The 20,121-nt window shown below is 66.9% G+C and carries 21 protein-coding genes and 1 pseudogene; 14 read left to right on the top strand and 8 right to left on the bottom strand.

Translation table 11 applies throughout. The features are described from left to right. Complete coding sequence (locus tag GOAMI_RS18060) at positions 1-1,161, bottom strand: metallophosphoesterase (RefSeq protein WP_006438021.1); 1,161 nt, start codon at positions 1,159-1,161, stop codon at positions 1-3. Positions 1,162-1,193: 32 nt separating this feature from the next. On the opposite strand from GOAMI_RS18060, the gene GOAMI_RS18055 reads away from it, so the two are divergent. After that, a complete protein-coding gene (locus GOAMI_RS18055; RefSeq protein WP_006438020.1) occupies positions 1,194-2,036 on the top strand; it encodes a sulfurtransferase in 843 nt (280 codons plus the stop codon). Between the two features lie 26 nt (positions 2,037-2,062). On the opposite strand, the gene GOAMI_RS18050 is transcribed toward GOAMI_RS18055, so the two are convergent. The 3 genes and pseudogenes from GOAMI_RS18050 to GOAMI_RS18040 form a co-directional block, all read right to left on the bottom strand. Continuing rightward, positions 2,063-3,103, bottom strand: coding sequence for a spirocyclase AveC family protein (locus GOAMI_RS18050; protein WP_006438019.1), 1,041 nt, complete (start codon positions 3,101-3,103; stop codon positions 2,063-2,065). A 35-nt stretch (positions 3,104-3,138) separates the two neighbouring features. Continuing rightward, complete coding sequence (locus GOAMI_RS18045) at positions 3,139-3,327, bottom strand: ferredoxin (protein WP_006438018.1); 189 nt, start codon at positions 3,325-3,327, stop codon at positions 3,139-3,141. Next, positions 3,324-4,806: pseudogene (locus GOAMI_RS18040) on the bottom strand (aldehyde dehydrogenase family protein). Before GOAMI_RS18040 ends, GOAMI_RS18045 begins: the two are co-directional and overlap by 4 nt. Before the next feature lie 162 nt (positions 4,807-4,968). Here GOAMI_RS18040 and GOAMI_RS18035 point away from each other — a divergent pair. From GOAMI_RS18035 to GOAMI_RS18000, 8 genes are read left to right on the top strand one after another with little or no spacing between them, the layout of a single operon-like run. After that, the gene (locus GOAMI_RS18035) at positions 4,969-5,775 is read left to right on the top strand and encodes a FadR/GntR family transcriptional regulator (RefSeq protein ID WP_006438015.1); all 807 of its coding nucleotides are present in this window, start codon (positions 4,969-4,971) and stop codon (positions 5,773-5,775) included. Positions 5,776-5,816: 41 nt separating this feature from the next. After that, positions 5,817-7,067 (top strand): class I adenylate-forming enzyme family protein, encoded by a 1,251-nt coding sequence (locus GOAMI_RS18030; protein WP_247603117.1) that lies wholly within the window; start codon positions 5,817-5,819, stop codon positions 7,065-7,067. A 25-nt stretch (positions 7,068-7,092) separates the two neighbouring features. Next, positions 7,093-7,410: a hypothetical protein gene (locus GOAMI_RS18025; RefSeq protein WP_006438013.1), complete on the top strand. Its 318-nt coding sequence runs from the start codon at positions 7,093-7,095 to the stop codon at positions 7,408-7,410. 20 nt (positions 7,411-7,430) lie between these two features. Beyond that, positions 7,431-8,459, top strand: a complete 1,029-nt coding sequence (locus GOAMI_RS18020; protein WP_006438011.1) for an MCE family protein — start codon at positions 7,431-7,433, stop codon at positions 8,457-8,459. Next, complete coding sequence (locus GOAMI_RS18015; protein ID WP_247603118.1) at positions 8,456-9,562, top strand: MCE family protein; 1,107 nt, start codon at positions 8,456-8,458, stop codon at positions 9,560-9,562. The genes GOAMI_RS18020 and GOAMI_RS18015 overlap by 4 nt, the downstream gene beginning before the upstream one ends. Then, a complete protein-coding gene (locus GOAMI_RS18010; RefSeq protein WP_006438009.1) occupies positions 9,559-10,677 on the top strand; it encodes an MlaD family protein in 1,119 nt (372 codons plus the stop codon). The genes GOAMI_RS18015 and GOAMI_RS18010 overlap by 4 nt, the downstream gene beginning before the upstream one ends. Continuing rightward, complete coding sequence (locus tag GOAMI_RS18005; protein ID WP_040004958.1) at positions 10,674-11,462, top strand: MlaD family protein; 789 nt, start codon at positions 10,674-10,676, stop codon at positions 11,460-11,462. The genes GOAMI_RS18010 and GOAMI_RS18005 overlap by 4 nt, the downstream gene beginning before the upstream one ends. A gap of 31 nt (positions 11,463-11,493) precedes the next feature. Beyond that, the gene (locus GOAMI_RS18000; RefSeq protein WP_006438007.1) at positions 11,494-12,228 is read left to right on the top strand and encodes an Rv1363c family protein; all 735 of its coding nucleotides are present in this window, start codon (positions 11,494-11,496) and stop codon (positions 12,226-12,228) included. Positions 12,229-12,240: 12 nt separating this feature from the next. Here GOAMI_RS18000 and GOAMI_RS17995 read toward each other — a convergent pair whose 3' ends face one another. Both GOAMI_RS17995 and GOAMI_RS17990 read right to left on the bottom strand, forming a co-directional pair. Then, a complete protein-coding gene (locus tag GOAMI_RS17995; protein ID WP_006438006.1) occupies positions 12,241-12,558 on the bottom strand; it encodes a hypothetical protein in 318 nt (105 codons plus the stop codon). Between the two features lie 288 nt (positions 12,559-12,846). Further along, positions 12,847-14,100 (bottom strand): HNH endonuclease, encoded by a 1,254-nt coding sequence (locus tag GOAMI_RS17990; RefSeq protein ID WP_006438005.1) that lies wholly within the window; start codon positions 14,098-14,100, stop codon positions 12,847-12,849. A gap of 264 nt (positions 14,101-14,364) precedes the next feature. Here GOAMI_RS17990 and GOAMI_RS17985 point away from each other — a divergent pair, with 264 nt between their 5' ends. The 5 genes from GOAMI_RS17985 (at position 14,365) to GOAMI_RS17970 (ending at position 18,440) form a co-directional block, all read left to right on the top strand. Next, positions 14,365-15,438, top strand: a complete 1,074-nt coding sequence (locus GOAMI_RS17985; protein ID WP_006438004.1) for an ADP-ribosylglycohydrolase family protein — start codon at positions 14,365-14,367, stop codon at positions 15,436-15,438. Positions 15,439-15,691: 253 nt separating this feature from the next. After that, a complete protein-coding gene (locus tag GOAMI_RS17980) occupies positions 15,692-16,987 on the top strand; it encodes a hypothetical protein (protein WP_006438003.1) in 1,296 nt (431 codons plus the stop codon). A 79-nt stretch (positions 16,988-17,066) separates the two neighbouring features. Further along, positions 17,067-17,360, top strand: a complete 294-nt coding sequence (locus GOAMI_RS23585) for a TspO-related membrane protein (protein WP_006438002.1) — start codon at positions 17,067-17,069, stop codon at positions 17,358-17,360. A 164-nt stretch (positions 17,361-17,524) separates the two neighbouring features. Then, positions 17,525-17,845, top strand: coding sequence for a hypothetical protein (locus GOAMI_RS23580; RefSeq protein WP_006438001.1), 321 nt, complete (start codon positions 17,525-17,527; stop codon positions 17,843-17,845). A gap of 97 nt (positions 17,846-17,942) precedes the next feature. Further along, on the top strand, positions 17,943-18,440 hold the full coding sequence (locus tag GOAMI_RS17970; protein WP_006438000.1) for an NADPH-dependent FMN reductase: 498 nt from the start codon (positions 17,943-17,945) through the stop codon (positions 18,438-18,440). Between the two features lie 18 nt (positions 18,441-18,458). On the opposite strand, the gene GOAMI_RS17965 is transcribed toward GOAMI_RS17970, so the two are convergent. Both GOAMI_RS17965 and GOAMI_RS17960 read right to left on the bottom strand, forming a co-directional pair. Then, the gene (locus GOAMI_RS17965; RefSeq protein ID WP_006437999.1) at positions 18,459-19,259 is read right to left on the bottom strand and encodes an SDR family NAD(P)-dependent oxidoreductase; all 801 of its coding nucleotides are present in this window, start codon (positions 19,257-19,259) and stop codon (positions 18,459-18,461) included. 53 nt (positions 19,260-19,312) lie between these two features. After that, on the bottom strand, positions 19,313-20,044 hold the full coding sequence (locus tag GOAMI_RS17960; protein ID WP_006437998.1) for a mycothiol-dependent nitroreductase Rv2466c family protein: 732 nt from the start codon (positions 20,042-20,044) through the stop codon (positions 19,313-19,315). Positions 20,045-20,121: the final 77 nt, after the last annotated feature.

Here is a 20,121-nt window from a genome sequence, read left to right as displayed (position 1 = left end):
TCACGACTTCGTCCGTAGCGTCAGCACCGTGATCTCCGGCGGGGCGAGCACGCGGACAGGCGACCCCCAAGCGCCGGCTCCCTGGGTCGTGTAGATGACGGTCTCGCCGACCGTGTCCAGACCGGTGACCGTGGGTTGTTGAGCCGGGACCAGGTAGCGGACCGGCCACAGCTGCCCGCCGTGGGTGTGCCCGGAGAACTGCAGATCGACTCCGAGACCGGAGGCCTCCACGGCCTGATTGGGCTGGTGTGCCAGAAGGAGCACGAAGTCATCGGGAGACGAGCCCGCCAGGGCGGCAGGGAGATCGGGCTCATAGGGTTCGGGAGCGGTGGCGTCGTGGACGCCGGCGAGCTGGATGGTCTGGCCGTCGACCGTCAGCGGTACCCGCGCGTTCCGAAGCGTGCGCACGCCGAGTTCCTCCCACACATCCAGCCAGCGTCCGCCGTCGTCGGAGTAGTACTCGTGGTTTCCGCTGACGCCGTACACGCCGAGCTGGGCTCGTAGTCCGGCAATGGGCTCGAGGGTGTCGCGGACGTGGGGGATCGTGCCGTCGGTGAGGTCACCGACCAGTACCACCAGATCAGGGTTCTGCGCGTTGACCTGGTCGACGACGCCGCGGGTGAAGTCGGCGTCGCGCGCCGGGCCGACGTGCAGGTCGGCGACGACCGCCACCCGCAGGCCGTCGAACCGCGCGGGCAGATTCGCGAGCGTGGCGTCGACGTCGATCACCTGCGGCCGGAACGCCTCGACGACCCCGTACCCGGTGACCCCGACGGCGGCGGCGACCACCGCGGCGGTCGCGATCCGCATCCGGCGCAACCGGCGCGCGGCCGACTGCGGGGTGTCCGGTGCACCCGCGAGACGGCGTCGCGCCCACCGGATGACGCGCGCCCCGAACGAGAGCAGGCCGATGATCGTCAGGCCGAGGAACAGGTAGAAGAAGGTCGCGAGCCAGATCAGCCCGATCGTGCCGATGGGACGCGCCCACGACGGATCCAGTGATCGTCCGCTCTCGAACCCGACGACCGCCAGCGCCCACAGCACCACCAGCGCACCATCGGCGACGATCGACCAGGGCCGGGCAAGTGCGGTCGCGCGGACGATCCGGCGGTGTAACCAGAAGGTGAGCAGGCCGAACAAGACCGCGGGGATGAGCGCCACCGGACCATTCTGCCGATCGGTATCCTCGCGCCATGCACGAGTACCTCATCACCCCGCTCGACCTGGCCGAACATCTTCTGAGCACGCCTCCGGTCGTCCTCGACGTGCGCTGGCGGCTCGGCGATCCCGACGGTCGCGAGCACTACCGGCAGGGCCACATTCCGGGCGCGGTGTACGTCGACCTCGACACCGAGTTGGCCGCCCCGCCGTCCGGGCCGGTCGGCGGCCGGCATCCGCTCCCCGCGATCGAGGATCTGCAGGCAGCCGCTCGTCGGTGGGGGATCAACGACGGCGTGCCCGTGGTCGTCTACGACGATTCGGGCAACCTCGCGGCCGCGCGGGCATGGTGGTTGCTCCGCTGGGCGGGGCACGCCGACGTCCGCCTGCTCGACGGTGGTCTCGCCGCCTGGTGTGCCGAGGGCCTGCGCACGACGACGGGAGACGGTGGGCGACCGCGCGCCGGCACGGTCACGCTGACCGCCGGGAACCTCCCGGTCGCCACGATCGACGACGTAGCGGACGGTGACGCGCTGCTCGTCGATGCTCGTGCGGGAGAACGGTATCGCGGTGACGTCGAGCCGGTCGATCCACGGGCCGGACACATCCCGGGTGCGGTCAACGCCCCGACGGTCGACAACATCGACGAGACGGGGCGCTTCCGTTCGGCCGACGAACTGCGGCGCCGATTCGCCGAGGTCGGCGTCGTACCCGGTGACGAGCGCGAGGTGGTGGTCTACTGCGGCTCCGGGGTCAACGCGACCCACGGGATCGCCGCCCTGGCGGTCGCCGGCATCGACGCGACCCTGTTTCCCGGGTCGTTCTCGCAGTGGTCGTCGGACCCGGATCGGCCGGTCGCGCCGGGCGTGCAGCGCTGACGGTCACCCCGTGATTCGGCGTTCGGCTACTTGAGGTGCGGACAGGGCGGGTTCTCGGCCAGTCCGCACATGTTCTGGTGCAGGTAGCTCGGTACGTCGGTGGGCGCGACGTCGGCGTGCATGTTGACCAGGTTGTAGCCGAGGAAGACCGCGAGGATCACGTTCATCACCGCCGAGAACGCGAGGATGCGCACGACGGCGACGCCGCGGGTGATCTTGAGCCGTTCGATGCCGGCGTCGGTGATCAGCCGGTCGCCGTCGCGGCGGAACAGGTAGAAGCACATCGACGCCACCATGACGACCGAACCGAAGACGATGCCCTCGTACAGCGGGAACTGGTTGAGCGTGCCGGTGAAGATGGACCAGGTCTCGTTCACCCGCAGGTACGACCACAGCCCCTGGCGCTGCAGGATCTGCTCGCTCATGGTGTCCAGCACGAGGAAGATCAGCAGCAGGGCCGCGATGATTCCGGCCTTGTTGAGCCGTGGCCAGCGTGCTCGCGCGGCCTTCACGGCCTTGTCGATGCCGACGACGGCCAGCGGGAGGAAGAGCATGTAGTCGGCCAGCTCGTACAGGATCGGCGCGGGGGTCTCGGGTCCCTTGCTGACCCAACCCGGAACGAACTCGCCCCATGTGCCCATGTTGAGGAAGGCCGAGTTGTAGGAGAAGACGGGTACCACCGCGTTGACGCCGACGTCCTGCCAGCAGGTGAGCAGCCAGCCCATCATGAAGACGCCGATGGTGGGGAACTGTCCGTCGCGTCGTGTCCGGCGCACCAGCCAGATGATCGAGGCGATCACGCCGACGACGCAGATGACCTCCGACGCCCGGATGATGACCAGCGTGTGGGTCGGTACATCGTCGGGGCCGGTCGGAATGGGGGTGAAGGAGTCGGAGAAGATCCACCGGATGTAGACGTAGGCCTGGATGGCGACGAAGACCGCCCCCAGCCGGGCGAGCCACACGATCGGCGGCGACTCCTTGGCCACCGGCGCGGCGACCGGGTCATCCGGTGAGGTCTGCCCGACCGCACCCGAATCGGGTTTCTCCCCAAGTGAACTCGACATTGCTTGTTCAGTCCTCCCGATGACCGGTAACGGTCTCATTCGATGCGGATCGCGCTCTGCGGACAGTTGGCGATGGCCTCCTTGGCCGCTGCTTCCTGATCGGTCCCGATCTCTTCGGTGATCGGGAAACTCACCCCGTCGTCGTCGAGATCGAAGAGATCGGGTGCGACGGCGATGCAACGACCGTGACCGCCGCACCTGTCCTGGTCGACGACGACCCTCATCGACCGGCTGCCCACTGAATCGTCTTGTGCTGCAAGTACTCCGACAGTCCATGCGCGCCGAACTCGCGGCCGATGCCGCTGTGCTTGTAGCCGCCGAACGGTCCGTCGGGCATCAATCCGCCTCCGCCGCCGTTGACGACGACCATGCCGGTGCGGAGTTGGCGGGCAATGCCGTGTGCGCGTACGGGGTCGGCCGACCAGACGCCGCCGGAGAGTCCGTACGGACTGTCGTTGGCGATCCGGACGGCCTCGGCATCGTCGGAGAAGGGGGTGACCACACCGACGGGGCCGAAGATCTCGCTCTGGGCGATCTTCATACCGTTGTCCACACCCACGAAGAGGGTGGGCTCGACGAAGAACCCCTTGTCGAGTCCGGCGGGTCGTCCACCGCCGTAGGCGATCTGGGCGCCTTCCTGCTGGCCGACCCGGATCAGTTCCTCCACCCGGGCGCGCTGGGCCTCACGGATGAGCGGACCCATCACCACGTTGGGATCGGCCGGATCGCCCACCGGGACGTAGTCGAGCGCCATCTTGACGCGGCCGACGAGCTCGTCGTGCAGCGATTCGTGCACGAGGATGCGGGTCATCAGTGCGCATCCCTGTCCGGCATGGGTGATGAAGCCCCCGAGCACGCTCTGCATCACCTTGTCCAGATCGGTGTCCTCGAGGAGGATGTTCGCCGACTTGCCGCCGAGCTCGAGCACCACCTTCTTCAGCGACTGCCCCCTGCCCATACACTTTCGTGCCCACCGTGTCACTGCCGGTGAAGCTGATGATGTCGACGCCGGGATGGGTGGTCAGCGCTTCGCCCGCCTCGACGTCGCCGGTGATGATGTTCAGGACGCCCGGCGGCAGTCCCGCGGCCTCGGCGATCTCGCCGACCACGAGGGCCTCGAACGGCGTGTACGGCGAGCATTTGAGAACAACCGTGCAGCCCGCGGCCAGTGCCGGCGCGACCTTGCAGAGGTTCAGGAACAGCGGGAAGTTGAACGGCGTGATCAGGGCGGCGACACCGAAGGGCTCGCGGACCACCACACCCTGACCGATGCCGTTGCCGATCATCGGCGGCAGCGGGGTCTCGAACTCGAAGCCGGGGAGTATGCGGTCGACGAGGTCGAAGAAGTGGTCGATCGGGGTGCCGACCTGCAGGAACTCCGCCAGCGCACGGGTGGATCCCGCTTCGGCGACGGAGAGGTCCACCAGCTCGGCGCGGCGGTCGGCGAAACCCTCGGCCATCCGGCGCAACACCGCGCCTCGCTCGCGCACGGACATCCGCGGCCACGGGCCCTCGTCGAACGCAGCTCGTGCGGCGCCGACCGCGTCCTCGACGTCGGCGACAGTTGCCTGCGGCACCGTCCCGATCACCGCCTCGGTCGCGGGGTTGATCACGGTGATCGTCTCGGCGCCGCGGCCGTCGACCCATTTGCCGTTGATGAAGAGCTGCCCGGTACGTGTGCTCTGGGTTGATGCATCCGACATGCTGTGGGTACCTCCCCTGCGTCCCGCAGGATCACTAGATGAGTTAGATGATTGAACCGTACAATGGGTGTGATCATCTTCATGTCGGTTTGGTCAAAACCGGGGTGTTATTCGGCCGGGTGCTAGGCTGAATCCCGCTCGGCAGTCGCCGGCTTCCGGAAGGTGTGGGAATTGGCCAACAGCTCGTTCGACGAGAACGGATTGCCCAAGCGGATTCAGGTCCCCAAGACCGCTGAACTCATCGCTCAACAGCTGCGCGGTCAGATCGTGCGCGGGGTGCTGAAGCCGGGTGACATGTTGCCGCCGGAAACCGTGCTGGGACAACGGTTCGATGTCTCGCGGCCCACGCTACGCGAAGCATTCCGCATCTTGGAGAACGAATCGCTCATCGTCGTCCGCCGCGGCTCGCGCGGTGGCGTGCAGGTGGTTTCGCCCGATGTGTCCGTTGCCGCCCGCTATATCGGGCTGCTGCTGCAGATCCAGAACACCACGCTCTCCGATCTGTACGAGGCCCGGATGGTCCTCGAGCCGGCCGCGGTTCGGATGCTCGCCGCACGCCGGACCGACGACGACCTCAAGGCTCTCGTCGTGGTGATCGACGAACTCGCGGACCTGGTCGACGCCGGGGCCGATGCCGCCGACCTCGACCAGTGGTCGCGGACCGCGTTCCGCTTCCACGATCTGATCCTGGAGCGCGCGGGCAACCAGGCGATCGGACTCATCGGTCAGGTTCTCGCCGACGTGGTCGCGACGCACATGTCGCGTGTCGTATCCCGATCCACGGACACCGGCGAGGTCGCCGCGCAGTTCAAGAAGACGATCCGGGCATTCCGCAAGCTCATCACGCTGGTCGAGGCCCGCGACGCCGAAGCGGCCGAGGCTCACTGGCGCCGGCATATGAAGACGGCTGCCAAGAAGATGCTGTGGGGTCGGTTCGCGACGGAATCCGTGGTCGACCTCTTCAACTGAGGGACGCAAAACGGTGAACTGATTACACTTAATCATCGACGATGAGCGGTGTGCGCTGCTCGACGCTGCGCACCATTCGTGAGCTCACGTGGATTGGCGGAAACATGGGTGTCGGCCTTCTTCTGGACATGGTGGAATCCGGGCTCGGTGATCGAGTCGCGCTCGGCGACCGTGCCTCGGGTCTCACCCATGGCGACGTGGTCGCCACCGTCCGTGGCGGTGCGGCGGTCATCTCCGGGTCTTCCCCCTCCGATGGCGCTGTCGGGCGTCCGCCCTCGGAAGTCATCTATCTCGGCCGCAACGGCCCCGGATATCCGCAGGTGTTCTTCGCCGCGGCGATGGCCGGCGTGCCCTTCGTCCCGGTCAACTACCGTCTGGGCGACGAGGTGCTCGGCGATCTCGTCGACGACTTCGACCATCCTCTGATCGTCGTCGAGGAGCGATACCGTGACCGGGTCGCCGGGCGGGACCAGGTGGTCGGCCTCGACGACTTCCTGGCTGCGGCGCGAGCGGCGGAACCGATGCCGCCCATCGATGTTCCCGACGACGCGCCCGCGGTCCTGCTCCACACGAGCGGTACCACGTCGAAACCCAAGGTCGTACCGCTGCGGCACGAGAACCTCCAGGCCTACGTGTTCGCGACCGTCGACTTCGCCGGCGCCGGAGAAGAAGAGGCGGCCCTCATCACCGTGTCGCCGTACCATGTGGCGGCGGTCGGGGCCACGCTCACCAACTTCTACGGCGGCCGTCGAGTCGTGCACCTTCCCGACTTCGATGCCGGCGATTGGCTGGACCTGGTTGCACGAGAGTCGATTTCATCGGCGACCGTGGTTCCGACCATGCTCGCCCGTGTCGTCGACGCTCTCGGTGGCGAGGTCGCGGAGGCGCCGGCACTGCGATTGATCTCCTACGGCGGTGCGCGACTACCGCTTCCGGTTCTCGAACGTGCGATGCGCGCGTTCCCCGACGCCGGCTTCTGCAACGCGTACGGACTCACCGAGACGAGTTCGACACTCGCACTGCTGGGTCCGGACGATCATGCCCGGGCCATCGCCTCTGACGACCCGCGCATCCGACGGCGGCTCGAGAGCGTGGGGCGCCCCATACCGGGCATGGAGATCGAGATCCGCGATGCCGACGGGAAACCCGTCGGTCCGGGCGAGACCGGCTCGCTGTTCGTCCGCGGTGCACAGGTGTCGGGTTCCTACCTGGGGAAGGGCTCGGTTCTCGACGACGAGGGCTGGTTCCCCACCAACGACCAGGCCTGGGTCGACGACGAGGGTTACCTCTGAGGACCTCGTCGGAACCGCCGACGTCATGACAGAAGTCGGTGGACGCCTCGCGGAGATCGCCTCCGACACCGCACCGTCCTTCGACGCCTTCCTCACCCGACAGCCGGGCTTCCTCGCCCACTTCGCCGAGAAGAAGTCCGAATTCGAGTACCTGGGCGCCAACGTCCCACTGCTCCTGAAGGGGATGGCCCGCGTCAGCCAGGAGGGCAGCTTCCTCAGCGCCTACGTGTGTGACCTCAATCCCGCCGACTTCGTTCCGTTCCTCACCCCGCTGGCACCGGCCATCGTCGCCGCGGCCACGCCTGGCGGGAAGCCGAAGTACTCGCCGATCTGTCAGCCATGAAAACGTCAGGGACCCGCCGAATGACCGATCGATCGCCCCGGAAGCCGATCGCCGAATGGAACTCGCTCTACCTGGGCCTCGGCGGCGTGGGCGTCCTCGTCCTCGTCGTCGCACTCGTCGTCGGGATCAGTGCGATCGACGTCGGCCGGAAGAACATCGAAGCCGAGTTCGCACAGGCCGGTGAGATCCGGAACGGTGATCAGGTGACTCTCGCCGGTGTGCCGGTGGGTGAGGTCAAGGGATCACGTCTCGACGGGAATCGGGTCATCATCTCGATGAACATCGACCGCGGAATCCGGCTAGGCAACGAGACCAAGGCGGAGATCAAACTCACCACGATCCTCGGCTCGCGCTACATCGCGATCACCCCGGCGGGATCGGGATCACTGGAAGATGATCGGGTTCCATTGCGCAACACCCGGGTTCCCGACCTGCAGGAGACGATCGAGGATGCGACCACCAACTTCGAGCAGGTCGACGCCGGTGGGCTCGCCGACGCCATGACGACACTGTCGACACAACTCGAGGGGGCGCCGGAGGTTGTACCGGAGGCCATCTCCACCGCACACACCCTCTCGGAGATCATCGCGACCCGGCGCACCCAGCTGGGCGAACTGATCACCGGTGCCGAACGTGTCACCACGGTCATCCGCAACCAGGAGTCCAACATCGGATCGCTGATGGTCCAAGGACGGAACCTGATGGTCGAGTTGACCCGACGCCGGGACGCCGTCCACGGGATGTTCAACGCCACCACGGCTCTCGTCGCGCAGTTGCATCGCATCACCGTCGTGAACCGGCCGGCGCTCGATGCACTCATCGAGGACCTGAACGGGATGCTGGGTGCGCTCGCCCGTCACGACGACCTGCTGCGCAACACGCTCCAGGCCCTGCCGCTGCCGGTGCGCAACTTCACCAATGCGACCGGCGCCGGCAACTACGTCGACTTCACCGGGCCCGCAGGCTTTCTCATCGACTCATGGATGTGTGCGCTGAGCGGACGAGCCGAACAGGTCGGACGCGCACAGTATTTCGAGGACTGCCGATGAGACGACCACGTATGCGCACTCTGGTGGTGGTGACGGCGATCGCGGTTGCGGTGGCGGCGACGATCGTCGCGATCTGGAACCCGTCGTCCGGCTCCCACCGGATCGTCGCACAGTTCGACAGTGCCGCAGGCCTCTACGACGGCAACAAGGTGTCGGTCCTGGGAATCACGGTCGGCCACATCACCGACATCAGTCCGCGCGGCACCGTCGTCGACGTCACCATGGAGGTCGACGAGGAGGTGACCCTGCCGGTCGACGTGACGGCGGTGGCGGTGTCGTCGTCGGTGCTCACCGACCGCCACGTCGAACTCACCCCCGCCTACTCCGGCGGACCGAAGCTGGCCGCGGACGCGTTCCTGCCGCTCGACCGGACCCGGACGCCCATCGAGTTCGACCGCCTGCTCACGATGACCGACAACCTGGCCGGTGAGCTCGGCGGGGACGGAAAGGGCGGGGGACCGATCGCCGACATGCTGTCGGTGACCTCCGAGTCCCTGGACGGCAACGGCCCGGCCCTGCGCGACGCACTCGGGCAACTGTCGAAGGCCCTGCGCACCGGAGCCGACCCGAGCGCCACCCGGGAGGCGATCGTCAAGCTCGTGGACAACCTCGACATCCTCACCGAGGCCGCCGCGAACAACGACAAGACGATTCGCGAATTCGGCGGCAGCCTGCGGGCGATGAGCCAGGTCATCGCGGATCAGCAACTGGGCGAGGGAGACACCGGCGCCAAGCTCAACCAGATTCTCGCCAAGACCTCGGAACTGCTCAAAGAGAACAGGATTCCGCTACGGAACGCGGCCCGCGACGCGACCACCGTCACCCGCACGCTCGCCGACTACCAACGTGAACTCTCCGAGTTCCTGAACCTGACGCCGACGCTGATGAACAACGCCTACAACGCGATCGACCAGATCAACGGCACAATCCGGGTGCACACCTTCGCCGACCGGATTCTCTTCGACCAGCAGGTCCTCAAAGAGGTCTGCAATCTCGCGAACCTGAAGGACCTCGGGTGCAACACCGGTAAGCCACAGGACTTCGGCCCGGATTTCGTAGTGACGGCGATGCTGGCCGCGATGGCGGGGGTCGGACAGAAATGAACGCGGCGAGGCGAATTCACCGGCAGGCCGTCACCGCGGTCGTAACAGTGCTGATCTGCGTACTCAGCGGGTGTTCGGTGGGTCTGGGACAACTTCCGCTTCCGGCGCCCGGCACCAGCGGCGACGGGTTCGAGCTGAAAGCGCAGTTCGACAACGCGCTGAACCTCCCGGCCAAGGCGAAGGTGCGGCTCCTGGGCGCCGACGTGGGATTCGTGGAGTCGATGGAGGTCGACGATTATCTCGCCGATGTCGGTATGCGGATCGCCGACGGGACCCGCCTTCCGGAGGGAACCCGTGCCGAACTACGTTCCGCCACACCGCTCGGCGACGTGTTCGTCGCCCTCGAACCACCTGCCGAACCGGAGCCGGGCGCGGTCCTCCTCGGTGACGGCGACGTCATCCCGCTGGACCGCACGTCGGCCGGAGCCACGGTGGAGGAAGTGCTGTCGACGGCCGCCATGCTGGTCAACGGCGGTGCCATCCGCAACCTCACCGACATCGTCAACGGTCTGGGCGAATCGCTCGGCGACGACGGGCACCAACTCGGCAAGCTCGTCAGTCAGTCGACGGTCCTGGTGTCCTCGCTGTCGGCACGGACCGAGGAGATCGAGGCCGTCCTCGGTTCCGCGAGCCGGCTGGCGTCGACGGTGTCTGCACGGCAGCAGACCATCGACTCGGCCCTCGCGGCAGCCGGACCCGCGCTGTGGACGGTGGCCGACAACACGCAATCGATCCTGACGACCGTCGAGCAGGTGGACCGGATCATCCGGCAACTCGGCGCGTTCCCGTCGGTGAAGGGGACCGCCGCCGGTGGGATGATGGACGACATCAACCGGATCGCCGCGTCGCTCAACGCAGCTGCCACGGCACCGGGAGCCAGCCTCGACGCGGTCAACCGCATCCTCGGGCCCATCGTCAAACTGACCGACGCGACGTCGGGACACACGGACGTCGCGATCTCCCAGTTCGCGATCGGCGCCCTCGACGACCCGAATCACCGGGCTGATCCGGGAATGCGACTGCCGGACGTCACCGACTGGCAGCAGTTCATCGGATCGTTGTCGGTCACGTTGATGCGATTGCGTCAGCACGTCGAACCGGGAGCGCCGCGATGAGCGCGCGGCCCGACCTCGTGGAGACCGGAGCCCGAGGCGTCGTTGCGGCCGTGCGATGGGGGCGTCGGCGTCGGAACTGTTTGTCGGTGCTGGGACTTCTGACGATCCTCGTCGTCGGAGTGGCGTACCTGCTGCTCGACACCCTGCAGCGGGATCCGACCGCATCGAACATCCGCGTCGAGGTCGAACTCGCGCAATCCGGTGGGCTGCTGCCGAATCAGGACGTCACGCTGCGCGGCGTCCCGGTCGGCCGGGTCGATTCGGTGCGTATCGACGACGAGGGGGTGCGCGTGGTCGCCACCATCGACGCCGGCATCAGGATCCCGGCCGACGGAGAAGTCAGGGTGTCGAGCCTGTCGCCGGCCGGTGAACAGTTCCTCGACTTCCGGCCGGCCGGCGATTCCGCGCCGTTCCTCCGCGTCCCGGCATTGCGCGAGTTCTTCTTCCCGACGCAACGCTCCGGGTCGACACTCGACGCGATCGGTACCGCCTTCCGCGACGGTGGCCTGTGGGGCAGCGTCGACGTCTACCCGCGCGTCCCCTGCGACTACGACCTTCCCCGGGCGGCAGCGTCGCGGCCGGATTTCCCGGAGCCGTTCATCAACACGCACTGCAAGAACACCGAACTCCTGGTTCGTGGTGCGGGCGCTGTGCCACGGCCGCCCGGCGACGACACCAACCTGCCGGCACCGGGGAGCGATCCCCAGGCCCGGACCGACCCGACACCGCGTGGACCGAAGACCATTCCGACGCCGTTCGGCGGCCCCGACATCCACTACAACTAGACCACCCGTATCCGAGGCGAGAGGCGAGACCATGAGCGCGGCCACGACGAACAAGACGACCGGGACCACGACTCCGAAGGGCAAGGACGTCGTGAAGAAGTCCCCCGTGCGGGGAGGCAGGTCGCGGCGATCCCACAACGAGTCGGTGGTGGACGAGGTCTCGTCCGACGCGACCACGGAGACCACCGAGATCGAGGTCGGGGACGCAGATGTGGTCGATTCACCCGCGGCCCCCGAGCAGGAGACTTCGGCGCGTCGTCGTCCCGTGATCCGGGCGGGACGGCTGGCCGGTCTCCTGCGGCCGCGCCGGGTCGTTGCGGTCCTCGCGATCCTCGCGCTGCTCGCCGGTGGGGGATATGCGGGTTGGAAGCTCTACGAGAACCATGCGGTCGACCAGGCCGAGCAGCAGGCGGTGGCCACCGCCAAGGACTACGCGGTCACGCTGACCAGTATCGACTCCGGCAGCATCGACCAGAACTTCACCGAGGTCCTCGGTGGCGCGACCGGCGAGTTCAAGGACATGTACTCGCGGTCGAGCAGTCAGCTCAAGCAGATGCTCGTCGACAACAAAGCCACCAGCAAGGGTGTCGTCATCGACGCGGGCGTGAAGTCGGCGACGACCGATCGCGTCGTGGTGATGCTGTTCGTCGACCAGTCGATCACCAACACCGCGAGCCCGGAACCGCGCGTCGACCGCAGCCGGGTGCTGATGACCATGGAGAAGGTCGACGGTCGCTGGCTGGCGAGCAAGGTGGATCTGCCATGATCCTCGGATGACTCAGCGCCGAGACTTCGGCGGGTCCCCGGCCGGGCGCAGCGCCCAGGACGGCACCCAGTGCGTCACCTTCTCCTGGCGGTCCTTGGCAGTGATCGTGTAGGTCACCTTGCCGTACCAGGCGCCCCACTCGTCGCGTCCCCACTCGGTGAGCACGCCCAGGTGGACCGACCGTATCTGCAGGCCTTCGGGGTTGTATTCGCCGGTGAAGTGGGGTGCGTTGGGGTAGAGGGCGCCCAGGTCGATGAGCACCGCCTTGTGGCCTACCCGCACGAACGCCGGCCGGTGTGGTTGGCCGTTGTCCCCGCCAATCCACTTCATGCTCACGTCAGAATTATCGCACGTATGTTCGAGTAGTGAACGGTGGTGGCTGGTCATCTCGCCCGCCGCGATAGTGCACGTCGGCACGGCGGAGCGTGCCGCCTCTCACCCCATCCGTTCCCGCCGACGAGGATGCGCGAGCGGGAACGGATGGGTGTGCGGACCCGGGTGAGCTTGGATTTCACACTGTGGAGTTGTCAAAGAACGAGTGCGGATCGACGGACCGAACCGCCCGCTGGTTGAGGGGGTGAGTGGCTTGCGACGGGGCTATCGAAACCGGGCTGTCTGTCAGGCGGCGTCGTCGAGTCGCATGGTGCGTCGGTTGTGGGCGGGTAGGGCGCGGCGTTGCGGGTCGATGTCGGCGGGTGGGATGAGCCAGGGGTGGCGGTCGTAGCCGAGGAGGATGTCCCAGCCGTGGTGGTGGACCTGGGTGTGGCAGCGTTGGCAGAGCAGGCAGCCGTTGTCGAGGTCGGTGTTGCCGTCGTCGGTCCAGTGTTGGATGTGGTGGACCTGGGTATGGGATGGCGGCGCACCGCATTTGATGCAGGTCTCGTCACGCAGGATGATCGCCTTGCGCAGGTGTGCCGGGAACAGTCGTCGTTCGCGGCCCATCTGCAAGGGCACGGTCTCGCCGTCGATGATGATCTCGGTCAAGGAACCGTCACACGACAGTTGTTTGGCGATGACGTGGGTGACCGGGCCCGTCCAAGGGAGTGTGGCGGGGTCGCCGGTGGCGGGAATGGTCAACGCCACTTGGGTTCTGGGGGTGCCAATGGTGTCCATGGCCGCTCCAACGGCAGCTTGATCCAACAGCACCTCCAGCGCGTCGGCTCGGATCTGGGCGGCTGAGCGTCGATCGGGGGAGCCGTCGGGTTCGGGTCGGGGCACGCCGCGTTCGTCGATCATGGCGATGAATTTCTCGCCGACGACTTGGGTCACGTTGGCATGGATCTCGACGCGACTGTCTTCGGTCGTGTGGTGGGAGAGGGTGTCGAGGGTCCGGTCGTCGCTGGCGGGGATTCCGTTGTCGGAGGTGTCGGCGATGGTGTTGCCGATCATCTGGGCGTGCTTCTGTATCTCGGGGGGTGTGGCTCCCGACAGGGCTTGGGTGACGAGCTCGGTTTCGTGGATGGCGTGGTCTTCGTCGGAAAGCGCTGTGGGGGAACGTCTCTCGATGGTCGTGATTCCGCGCACGATGGCGTCGACGACCTCGGCGGAGAGGCGTCCGTCGGCCGCGCAGGCCTCGGCCTTGCTCAATGTGCCCATCGCGTCGGCGATGCGGGTGGCGCGTGTGGAGACCGCGGGTGCGAAGCCCATCTCGATCAGCAGCTTCTTGGTGGTGGACCCGGCCTTCTCGGCGACGCGTAGTTCATCGAGTTGTGCTGTGTGGGAGACGATCTGGTGATCGACGGTGTTGCGGATCAGGCGTAGGAGATTGAGCTGCTCGCACGTCGTGCGGCCAGTGGGGTCGTCGGTGGGTGGGGTGATCTCGATGAGGTGGTCGAGGATTGCGTCGATTGAAGTCGTGGCGGTGTCGATCATGACGGAGCCGTCTCTCTCGTGGAGGCCTACATGCGGTTGGGTGGGACCGTCGTTGACTACTGCTCCGTCGTCAATTCTCTGTGTCTTCAGTTCTACCTCGGGGGTCTGACAAGAACTGCGGACCGGCTGCCCCGACCGATGTGATCGACGAAGCGGTCCACTCACAGCACGACGAGGCGTAGGCCTCGTCGAACTGTCGTCGTGCGAATGTCGTCCCTGCATGTGAACATGGTTGGAACACCGTGGAAAGTGCAGGTGACACCGATGAAGGATCAGTTTGTTGGTTGCCTGATCGGGGGTGCGGTCGGGGACGCGCTCGGGGGATCGGTCGAGTTCATGTCACGAGCGGCGATCGTCGATCGATTCGGTCCGGCCGGGATCACCTCCTATGCTCCCGCGTACGGCGGGATCGGCACCATCACCGACGACACCCAGATGACGCTGTTCACTGCCGAGGGACTTCTGCGCGCGTGGGTGCGGGACTGCGACGGCGGCATCTCGTGCTTCGCCGCGACGACGGCCCGCGCCTACCTTCGCTGGTTCATCACGCAGGGTGAACACCCGCGTCACGGCGTGCTGCCGATGACCGAACGAGCCACCTGGCTGATGAGCCACCGGGAACTCCATGATCAGCGCGCACCCGGCACCACTTGCCTGAGTGCTCTGCGCGCGACGACACGACCGGGTGCGCCGGCATCCAACAACAGCAAGGGCTGCGGCGGCGTCATGCGAGTCGCCCCCGTCGGGTTGTTCGCATCGCGCGCCGAATGGTCGGCGGTCGGAACCTTCGACCTCGCAACCTCGCTCGCGGCACTGACGCACGGTCATCCGTCGGGATCATTGAGCGGAGGCGTACTCGCGGTGATGATCCGCGACCTCGTCGAAGGTGCGACGCTCGACGAGTCGCTCGCCGGCGCGAAGGACATCCTGCGAACCAAACCGGAGCACGACGAGACCCTTGCTGCCGTCGAACTCGCCGAGCAGATCGCTGCCGAGAACGTCGCGCCGGAGGAAGCCATTGCCCGCCTCGGCGAGGGGTGGGTGGCCGAGGAGGCGCTCGCGATCTCGATCTACTGCGCGCTCGTCGCACGCGACTTCGAACACGGCGTGGTGATCGCGGTCAATCACGACGGCGACTCGGATTCGACCGGGGCGATCACCGGCAACCTGCTCGGGGCCCGTGACGGCATCGGGGCGATCGGTGAGCAGTGGCTCGGACCGCTCGAACTACGCGACGTCATCACCGAGGTGGCCGTCGACCTCTACGAGTTCATCGACTGGGAACTCGACGCCCCGGGCGTCGCGGAGAAGTACGTCGGACTTCAGCCGACGGGCTGACCGATCCCGGTGGAACTGCACGCCCAGATCTCCCAACCGGATCAGGGCATGGCGGCAATCGGCGTGGTTCGCACGACGTCCGCCATCCGGGCAGGTCAGCGCGTCGTGCTCACGTGTCCGAGGTGCGCAATACGGCCGCCACGATCAGGTTCCCGATCGGTTACAGCTGTCCTATTGAGTACTCCTGCACGGTGATTCCGGTGGTGCCGTCCGGCGCCTTCACGGCCACCGGTGGCATGAGGAGGCACGACATATGACAGTGAAGGTCGCGGCGGGCACAGGTGACGCCGGAACCCGTTTGCTCGCAGGAGCATCGGGTGTGGGTTTCATCCTCGCGATCTGCGGCTCGAATGCGATGACGCCGCTGCTGCCCGGCTACATGGATCGCCACGGTTTCGGTCCGGCCGCGGCCGCGGTGTTGTTCGCCACCTACTTCGTCGCGCTCATCGTCATCCTGCTGATCTCCGCACGCGGCCCGCTCATCCGGCACACGCGCAAGGTGCTGCCGATCGCGTTCCTCACGGCCATCGTCGGCGACCTGGTGGAGATCGTCGGCGCCTGGTATCCGCTGGTGCTGTTCCCCGGGCGGTTGATGACAGGCGCGTCGGTGGCGCTCAGCACCGGTGCGGCGGCGGCGATGATGGTGGCGGCCCGCGGCGAGAAGGGTCGTGCGTTCATGGCGACCGGTTCTCTCATCGGTGCCGGGTCCGGACTCATCGCCGCGATCCTGATCGCGGTGTACCTGCCCTGGCAGCTGGTGACGGTCTACGCCATCCACGCGGTCGCGATGACGATCTGTCTCGGCTTCCTGGTCGCGGGACTCCGGGCGGCCCCGGATCTGCTTGCGCCAGGACGTGATCCGGAGCCGGTCGGCGAGCAGGAGATCGCGGACGTACCCTCGGCGCACACCGGAGATCTCGACGTGGTGGTCGACTCGTCCCGGTCCCGCGACCCCGGTGCGTTCCTCGTCGGGGCGCTGGCATGGGCGATCGGCGCGCTCGCGGTGGGAGCCATGCCGAATGCGATTCTTGCGACAGGCATCAGCGAGTCGTTGCTCGTCGCGCAATGTGTCGGCGGCGCATGCCTGATCGTCTCGATGCTGGCGAACTTCGTCGGCGTGGGTCTCCGCGTCATCACCACGCTGCCGTCGGTGGGATTGCTCCTGGCGTTCGGCTGGTCGATCGCGATCGCAGGTCTCGCGGTGGGCCGGCTCGAGGTGATCCTGTTGGGTACCGTCATCGGCGGCATCGGCCAAGCCGGTGGCTACCGGGTCGCGCTGGCGTACATCACCGTCGGGCTCACGCCCATCCAGCAGGGCCGGGTGGCGGCCACGTTCTCCGCCTTCGCCTACAGCGGGGCCGGGGTGATGGTGGTACTCGACGGCATCGCCGGGCAGCTGGCCGGAACAATCGGCGGGGCCGTCGCGATCGGTGTGGTCTATGCGGTCATCTCGGCGATCGCGATCGCGCTGGTGCTCCGGCGTACACGGGTGGCGACGCCGACCGTGACCCGGGCGGCGGATCGCCAGACGGCGGACACGACTTCCTGACCGCTGCCGGCTGTCGGTGATGTTGCAGTTCAGCGGCTTCCACATGGTCGGAGTCGAACCTGTGCCTACGGTGGGAGCCATGGCATCTGTCGCACGCGTCTCCGGTCCGATCACCTGGCTCGCGGTGTTTCTCGCAGTGGCGCAGGTGGTGGCGCCCGTTGTGCCGTTCTCCGGGATCGGTGCCTCACCCGATGAGTCGACGACCGATCTGCTCATCACGCCGGCAGGCTGGACGTTCTCCATCTGGAGCCTGATCTACCTGCTGTCGCTCGTCGTCGCGCTCGCGGTGGTCTGGAAGGGATCGACAGGGACCGCCGATCCACGTCGCCTGCTCATCGACCTCGAGATCGCGTTCGCCGGTGCGGCCATCTGAATTCTGGTGTCCGCCGCGGAATGGACGTGGATCACCCCGATCGTGCTGACCGTCATGACGGTGGTGCTGCTCGACGCAGCACGGATCGCGGCGCGCCCTGCCGACTACGCGGCACCCGGCTGGTTGCGAGTGCTCACCCGCGTCCTGGTCGGCGTCTACGCCGCATGGGCCACAGCCGCGGTCTTCAGAACTGGGCGGCCGCCATCGGCGCCGAGCTCGCCGACCCGCAGTCCCTCGGCTGGCAGCTGACGGTCCTGATCCTGTGCGCCCTGTTCGGGCTCGCCGTGACCGCGGTGGTCGGCTCCGTGCTGGTCGCCTATCCGCTCACTCTGGTCTGGGCGTTCCTCGGAATCCTGGCCACGGCGCAGGGCGAGACGACCGCCGTCGTCGGAGTCGCGATCGGCACGATCGTCGCACTGGTGATCACGACGGGCGTCGTGTTCGTGGTGCGGCGTCGTGGTGGTGCGGTTCTGGCGTCGGCGTGACGTCAGCCCGCGTGATCGGTATCCCCGTTGGGTGGTGCGGCCGCGACGGTGCCCGGATAGCATCCAGCACGGTTCATTCCGACCGAGAGGCACCGCCATGACCACCACCGTCGTCGCAGGCAATCCGAAACCCGGCTCGCGGACGCTCGACGCGGCCAACCGGCTCGCCGAAGCGCTGACCGGATCCGCACCCGACCATGTGGTCGACGTCATCGAACTCGGCCCTGGTCTCCTCGGCTGGGGCGACGAGAAGGTCAAGGCGGCCGTCGAGACCGTTGCGTCGTCGGATCTCGTCATCGTCGCGAGCCCGACGTTCAAGTCGACCTACACCGGTGTTCTGAAGCTCTTGCTCGACCAGTTCGCGACCGGCGACGGTCTGCGCGGAGTCACCGCGGTGCCGCTCATGCTGGGGGCGGGTCCGGCGCACGCCATGGCACCCGACCTGCTGCTCAAGCCGGTGCTCGTGGAACTCGGCGCCGTGTGCCCGTTGCCCGGTCTCTACCTGATCGACTCCACCTACACCACCGACACCCGCATCGCCGATTACACCGATCGGTGGGCATCGGCGTTGCAGCCCAAGGTTTCCGATGCCTGATCCGACGGCGCCCCTCGTTCAGCTCGTGGAACCGGACCCCGGCGCGGAGAGAACGCGATGGAGCGCGGCTTTCACCGCATCGGGGGTGATCATGCTCGCGCCGGCCATGATTCGCGTCTTTGTCGACGCCGCCACGGATCGGGCTTTGCCGCTCATCATCGCGTGGTAGCCCTGTCTGGCGACCTCGGCCGGATCGTCCTTGGACATTTGGCCGATGCGGGTGTCGTCCATCTCGGCGCGATGGAAGAAGTTGGTCTCGGTGGGACCGGGCATCAGTGAGGTGACGGTGACCGCCGAATCCTTCAGCTCGTTCTGCAGCGCCTCCGCGAAGGACTGCAGAAACGACTTCGACGCGTTGTAGGTGGCCTGGAAACTACCCGGCATCATCGACGCGATCGACGACGTGATCAGCAACTTTCCCGAATCACGCTCGACCATGTCGCGCAGTACGAGCTTGGCGAGGTGGACGGTGGACCGCACGTTGAGATCGATGATCGACAAGTCCTCGGCGAGGTCGGTGTCGACGAATGCGCCGCCGTGCCCGATGCCGGCATTGAGAGCCACCGAGTTGAGGGGCCGCCCGGTGTTCCGAACGGCGGTGTAGAGCGCTTCGACGCCGTCGGCGGTGCGAAGATCCGCGCGGACCGCCGTGACCTCACGGCCCCGCTTTCGCAGCCGAACGGCGACGTCTTCGATTCCGGCGTCCTCAGCGCAGATGATCAGGTCGAACGCGTCGTCGACGAACAGTTCGGCCAGTTCGCGTCCGATGCCGCTCGATGCGCCGGTGACCAGTCCCAGACGTGCTTGTGGGTGTGCCATTCACAGCGGGTACCCGCAAGCTCTCGAATCATGCGGGAAGCCGCCGGGAACTCTCAGCCCTTCTGGGTCCGGCGGCTGCCGCCGTGCCAGTCCTCCTGCTCACCCGCCTCCGCGTCGGTCACGCCGAAGGCGCGGAGCTGTGGCTTCTCGCGCAGGCTGCGCTTGAGTTCGGCGAAACCGGGGAAACTCGCCAGCCCGATCACGTGATCCCACAACGTGAGCGCGTCCTCGTCACTCGGCAGGCGACTGATGACGGGGCCGAAGAACGCCACGCCCTCCGGCGGCCGGAAGTGGATGATCGGTGTCCCGACGTCGCGGCCGGTCAGCGCGAGCGCCTCGTCGGTCTCGGCCTGGATCTCCGCATCGAGGTCGGTGTTCTCCAGCGCGTCGACGTGGTGGGCGGGAAGTCCGAGTTCTTCCAGTACCGGATCGAGGAAGCCGACGGTACCTCGGTAGTCGGTGTTGTCGACCGTGTAGGTGCCGGTGTGTTCCTCGAAGATCCGTGTGCCGAGAGCGGTGTAGAGCGGAGCGATCGCGTCGCGACCGTGTTCCCGACGGACGCTCGCGGCCACGCGCAGCAACCGGAGTCCGGCGGTGTGTCCGGCCTCGTACTCGGGTGGGAAGTGCGCGGCGTAGTCGATGTGCGCGTTCAGCAGTCGCAGCGAGATGAACCGCCAGTCGACGCGGTAGTCGCGCTGCGCCTGGACCTTTCGCACCCATTTGCTCGTCATCCAGGCGAACGGACACACGGGATCGAAGTAGAAATGGATGTCGGCGTCGGCCATGACATCGACGGTAGTCGTCGAGCACGAAGAACGCCCCGGGTGATCAGATCACCCGGGGCGCCTCGATCCGTGATTCG

The organism is Gordonia amicalis NBRC 100051 = JCM 11271 (assembly GCF_000332995.1).
Classification (GTDB): Bacteria; Actinomycetota; Actinomycetes; order Mycobacteriales; family Mycobacteriaceae; genus Gordonia; species Gordonia amicalis.
This window is presented reverse-complemented; position numbering and strand designations above follow the sequence as displayed.

Coding starts and splice junctions, on each gene's coding strand:
- GOAMI_RS18055 (WP_006438020.1), top strand. CDS start 1,194: ATGCACGAGTACCTCATCACCCCGCTCGACCTGGCCGAACATCTTCTG.
- GOAMI_RS18050 (WP_006438019.1), bottom strand. CDS start 3,103: ATGTCGAGTTCACTTGGGGAGAAACCCGATTCGGGTGCGGTCGGGCAG.
- GOAMI_RS18045 (WP_006438018.1), bottom strand. CDS start 3,327: ATGAGGGTCGTCGTCGACCAGGACAGGTGCGGCGGTCACGGTCGTTGC.
- GOAMI_RS18030 (WP_247603117.1), top strand. CDS start 5,817: ATGAGCGGTGTGCGCTGCTCGACGCTGCGCACCATTCGTGAGCTCACG.
- GOAMI_RS18025 (WP_006438013.1), top strand. CDS start 7,093: ATGACAGAAGTCGGTGGACGCCTCGCGGAGATCGCCTCCGACACCGCA.
- GOAMI_RS18020 (WP_006438011.1), top strand. CDS start 7,431: ATGACCGATCGATCGCCCCGGAAGCCGATCGCCGAATGGAACTCGCTC.
- GOAMI_RS18015 (WP_247603118.1), top strand. CDS start 8,456: ATGAGACGACCACGTATGCGCACTCTGGTGGTGGTGACGGCGATCGCG.
- GOAMI_RS18010 (WP_006438009.1), top strand. CDS start 9,559: ATGAACGCGGCGAGGCGAATTCACCGGCAGGCCGTCACCGCGGTCGTA.
- GOAMI_RS18005 (WP_040004958.1), top strand. CDS start 10,674: ATGAGCGCGCGGCCCGACCTCGTGGAGACCGGAGCCCGAGGCGTCGTT.
- GOAMI_RS18000 (WP_006438007.1), top strand. CDS start 11,494: ATGAGCGCGGCCACGACGAACAAGACGACCGGGACCACGACTCCGAAG.
- GOAMI_RS17995 (WP_006438006.1), bottom strand. CDS start 12,558: ATGAAGTGGATTGGCGGGGACAACGGCCAACCACACCGGCCGGCGTTC.
- GOAMI_RS17990 (WP_006438005.1), bottom strand. CDS start 14,100: ATGATCGACACCGCCACGACTTCAATCGACGCAATCCTCGACCACCTC.
- GOAMI_RS17985 (WP_006438004.1), top strand. CDS start 14,365: ATGAAGGATCAGTTTGTTGGTTGCCTGATCGGGGGTGCGGTCGGGGAC.
- GOAMI_RS17980 (WP_006438003.1), top strand. CDS start 15,692: ATGACAGTGAAGGTCGCGGCGGGCACAGGTGACGCCGGAACCCGTTTG.
- GOAMI_RS23585 (WP_006438002.1), top strand. CDS start 17,067: ATGGCATCTGTCGCACGCGTCTCCGGTCCGATCACCTGGCTCGCGGTG.
- GOAMI_RS23580 (WP_006438001.1), top strand. CDS start 17,525: ATGGGCCACAGCCGCGGTCTTCAGAACTGGGCGGCCGCCATCGGCGCC.
- GOAMI_RS17970 (WP_006438000.1), top strand. CDS start 17,943: ATGACCACCACCGTCGTCGCAGGCAATCCGAAACCCGGCTCGCGGACG.
- GOAMI_RS17965 (WP_006437999.1), bottom strand. CDS start 19,259: ATGGCACACCCACAAGCACGTCTGGGACTGGTCACCGGCGCATCGAGC.
- GOAMI_RS17960 (WP_006437998.1), bottom strand. CDS start 20,044: ATGGCCGACGCCGACATCCATTTCTACTTCGATCCCGTGTGTCCGTTC.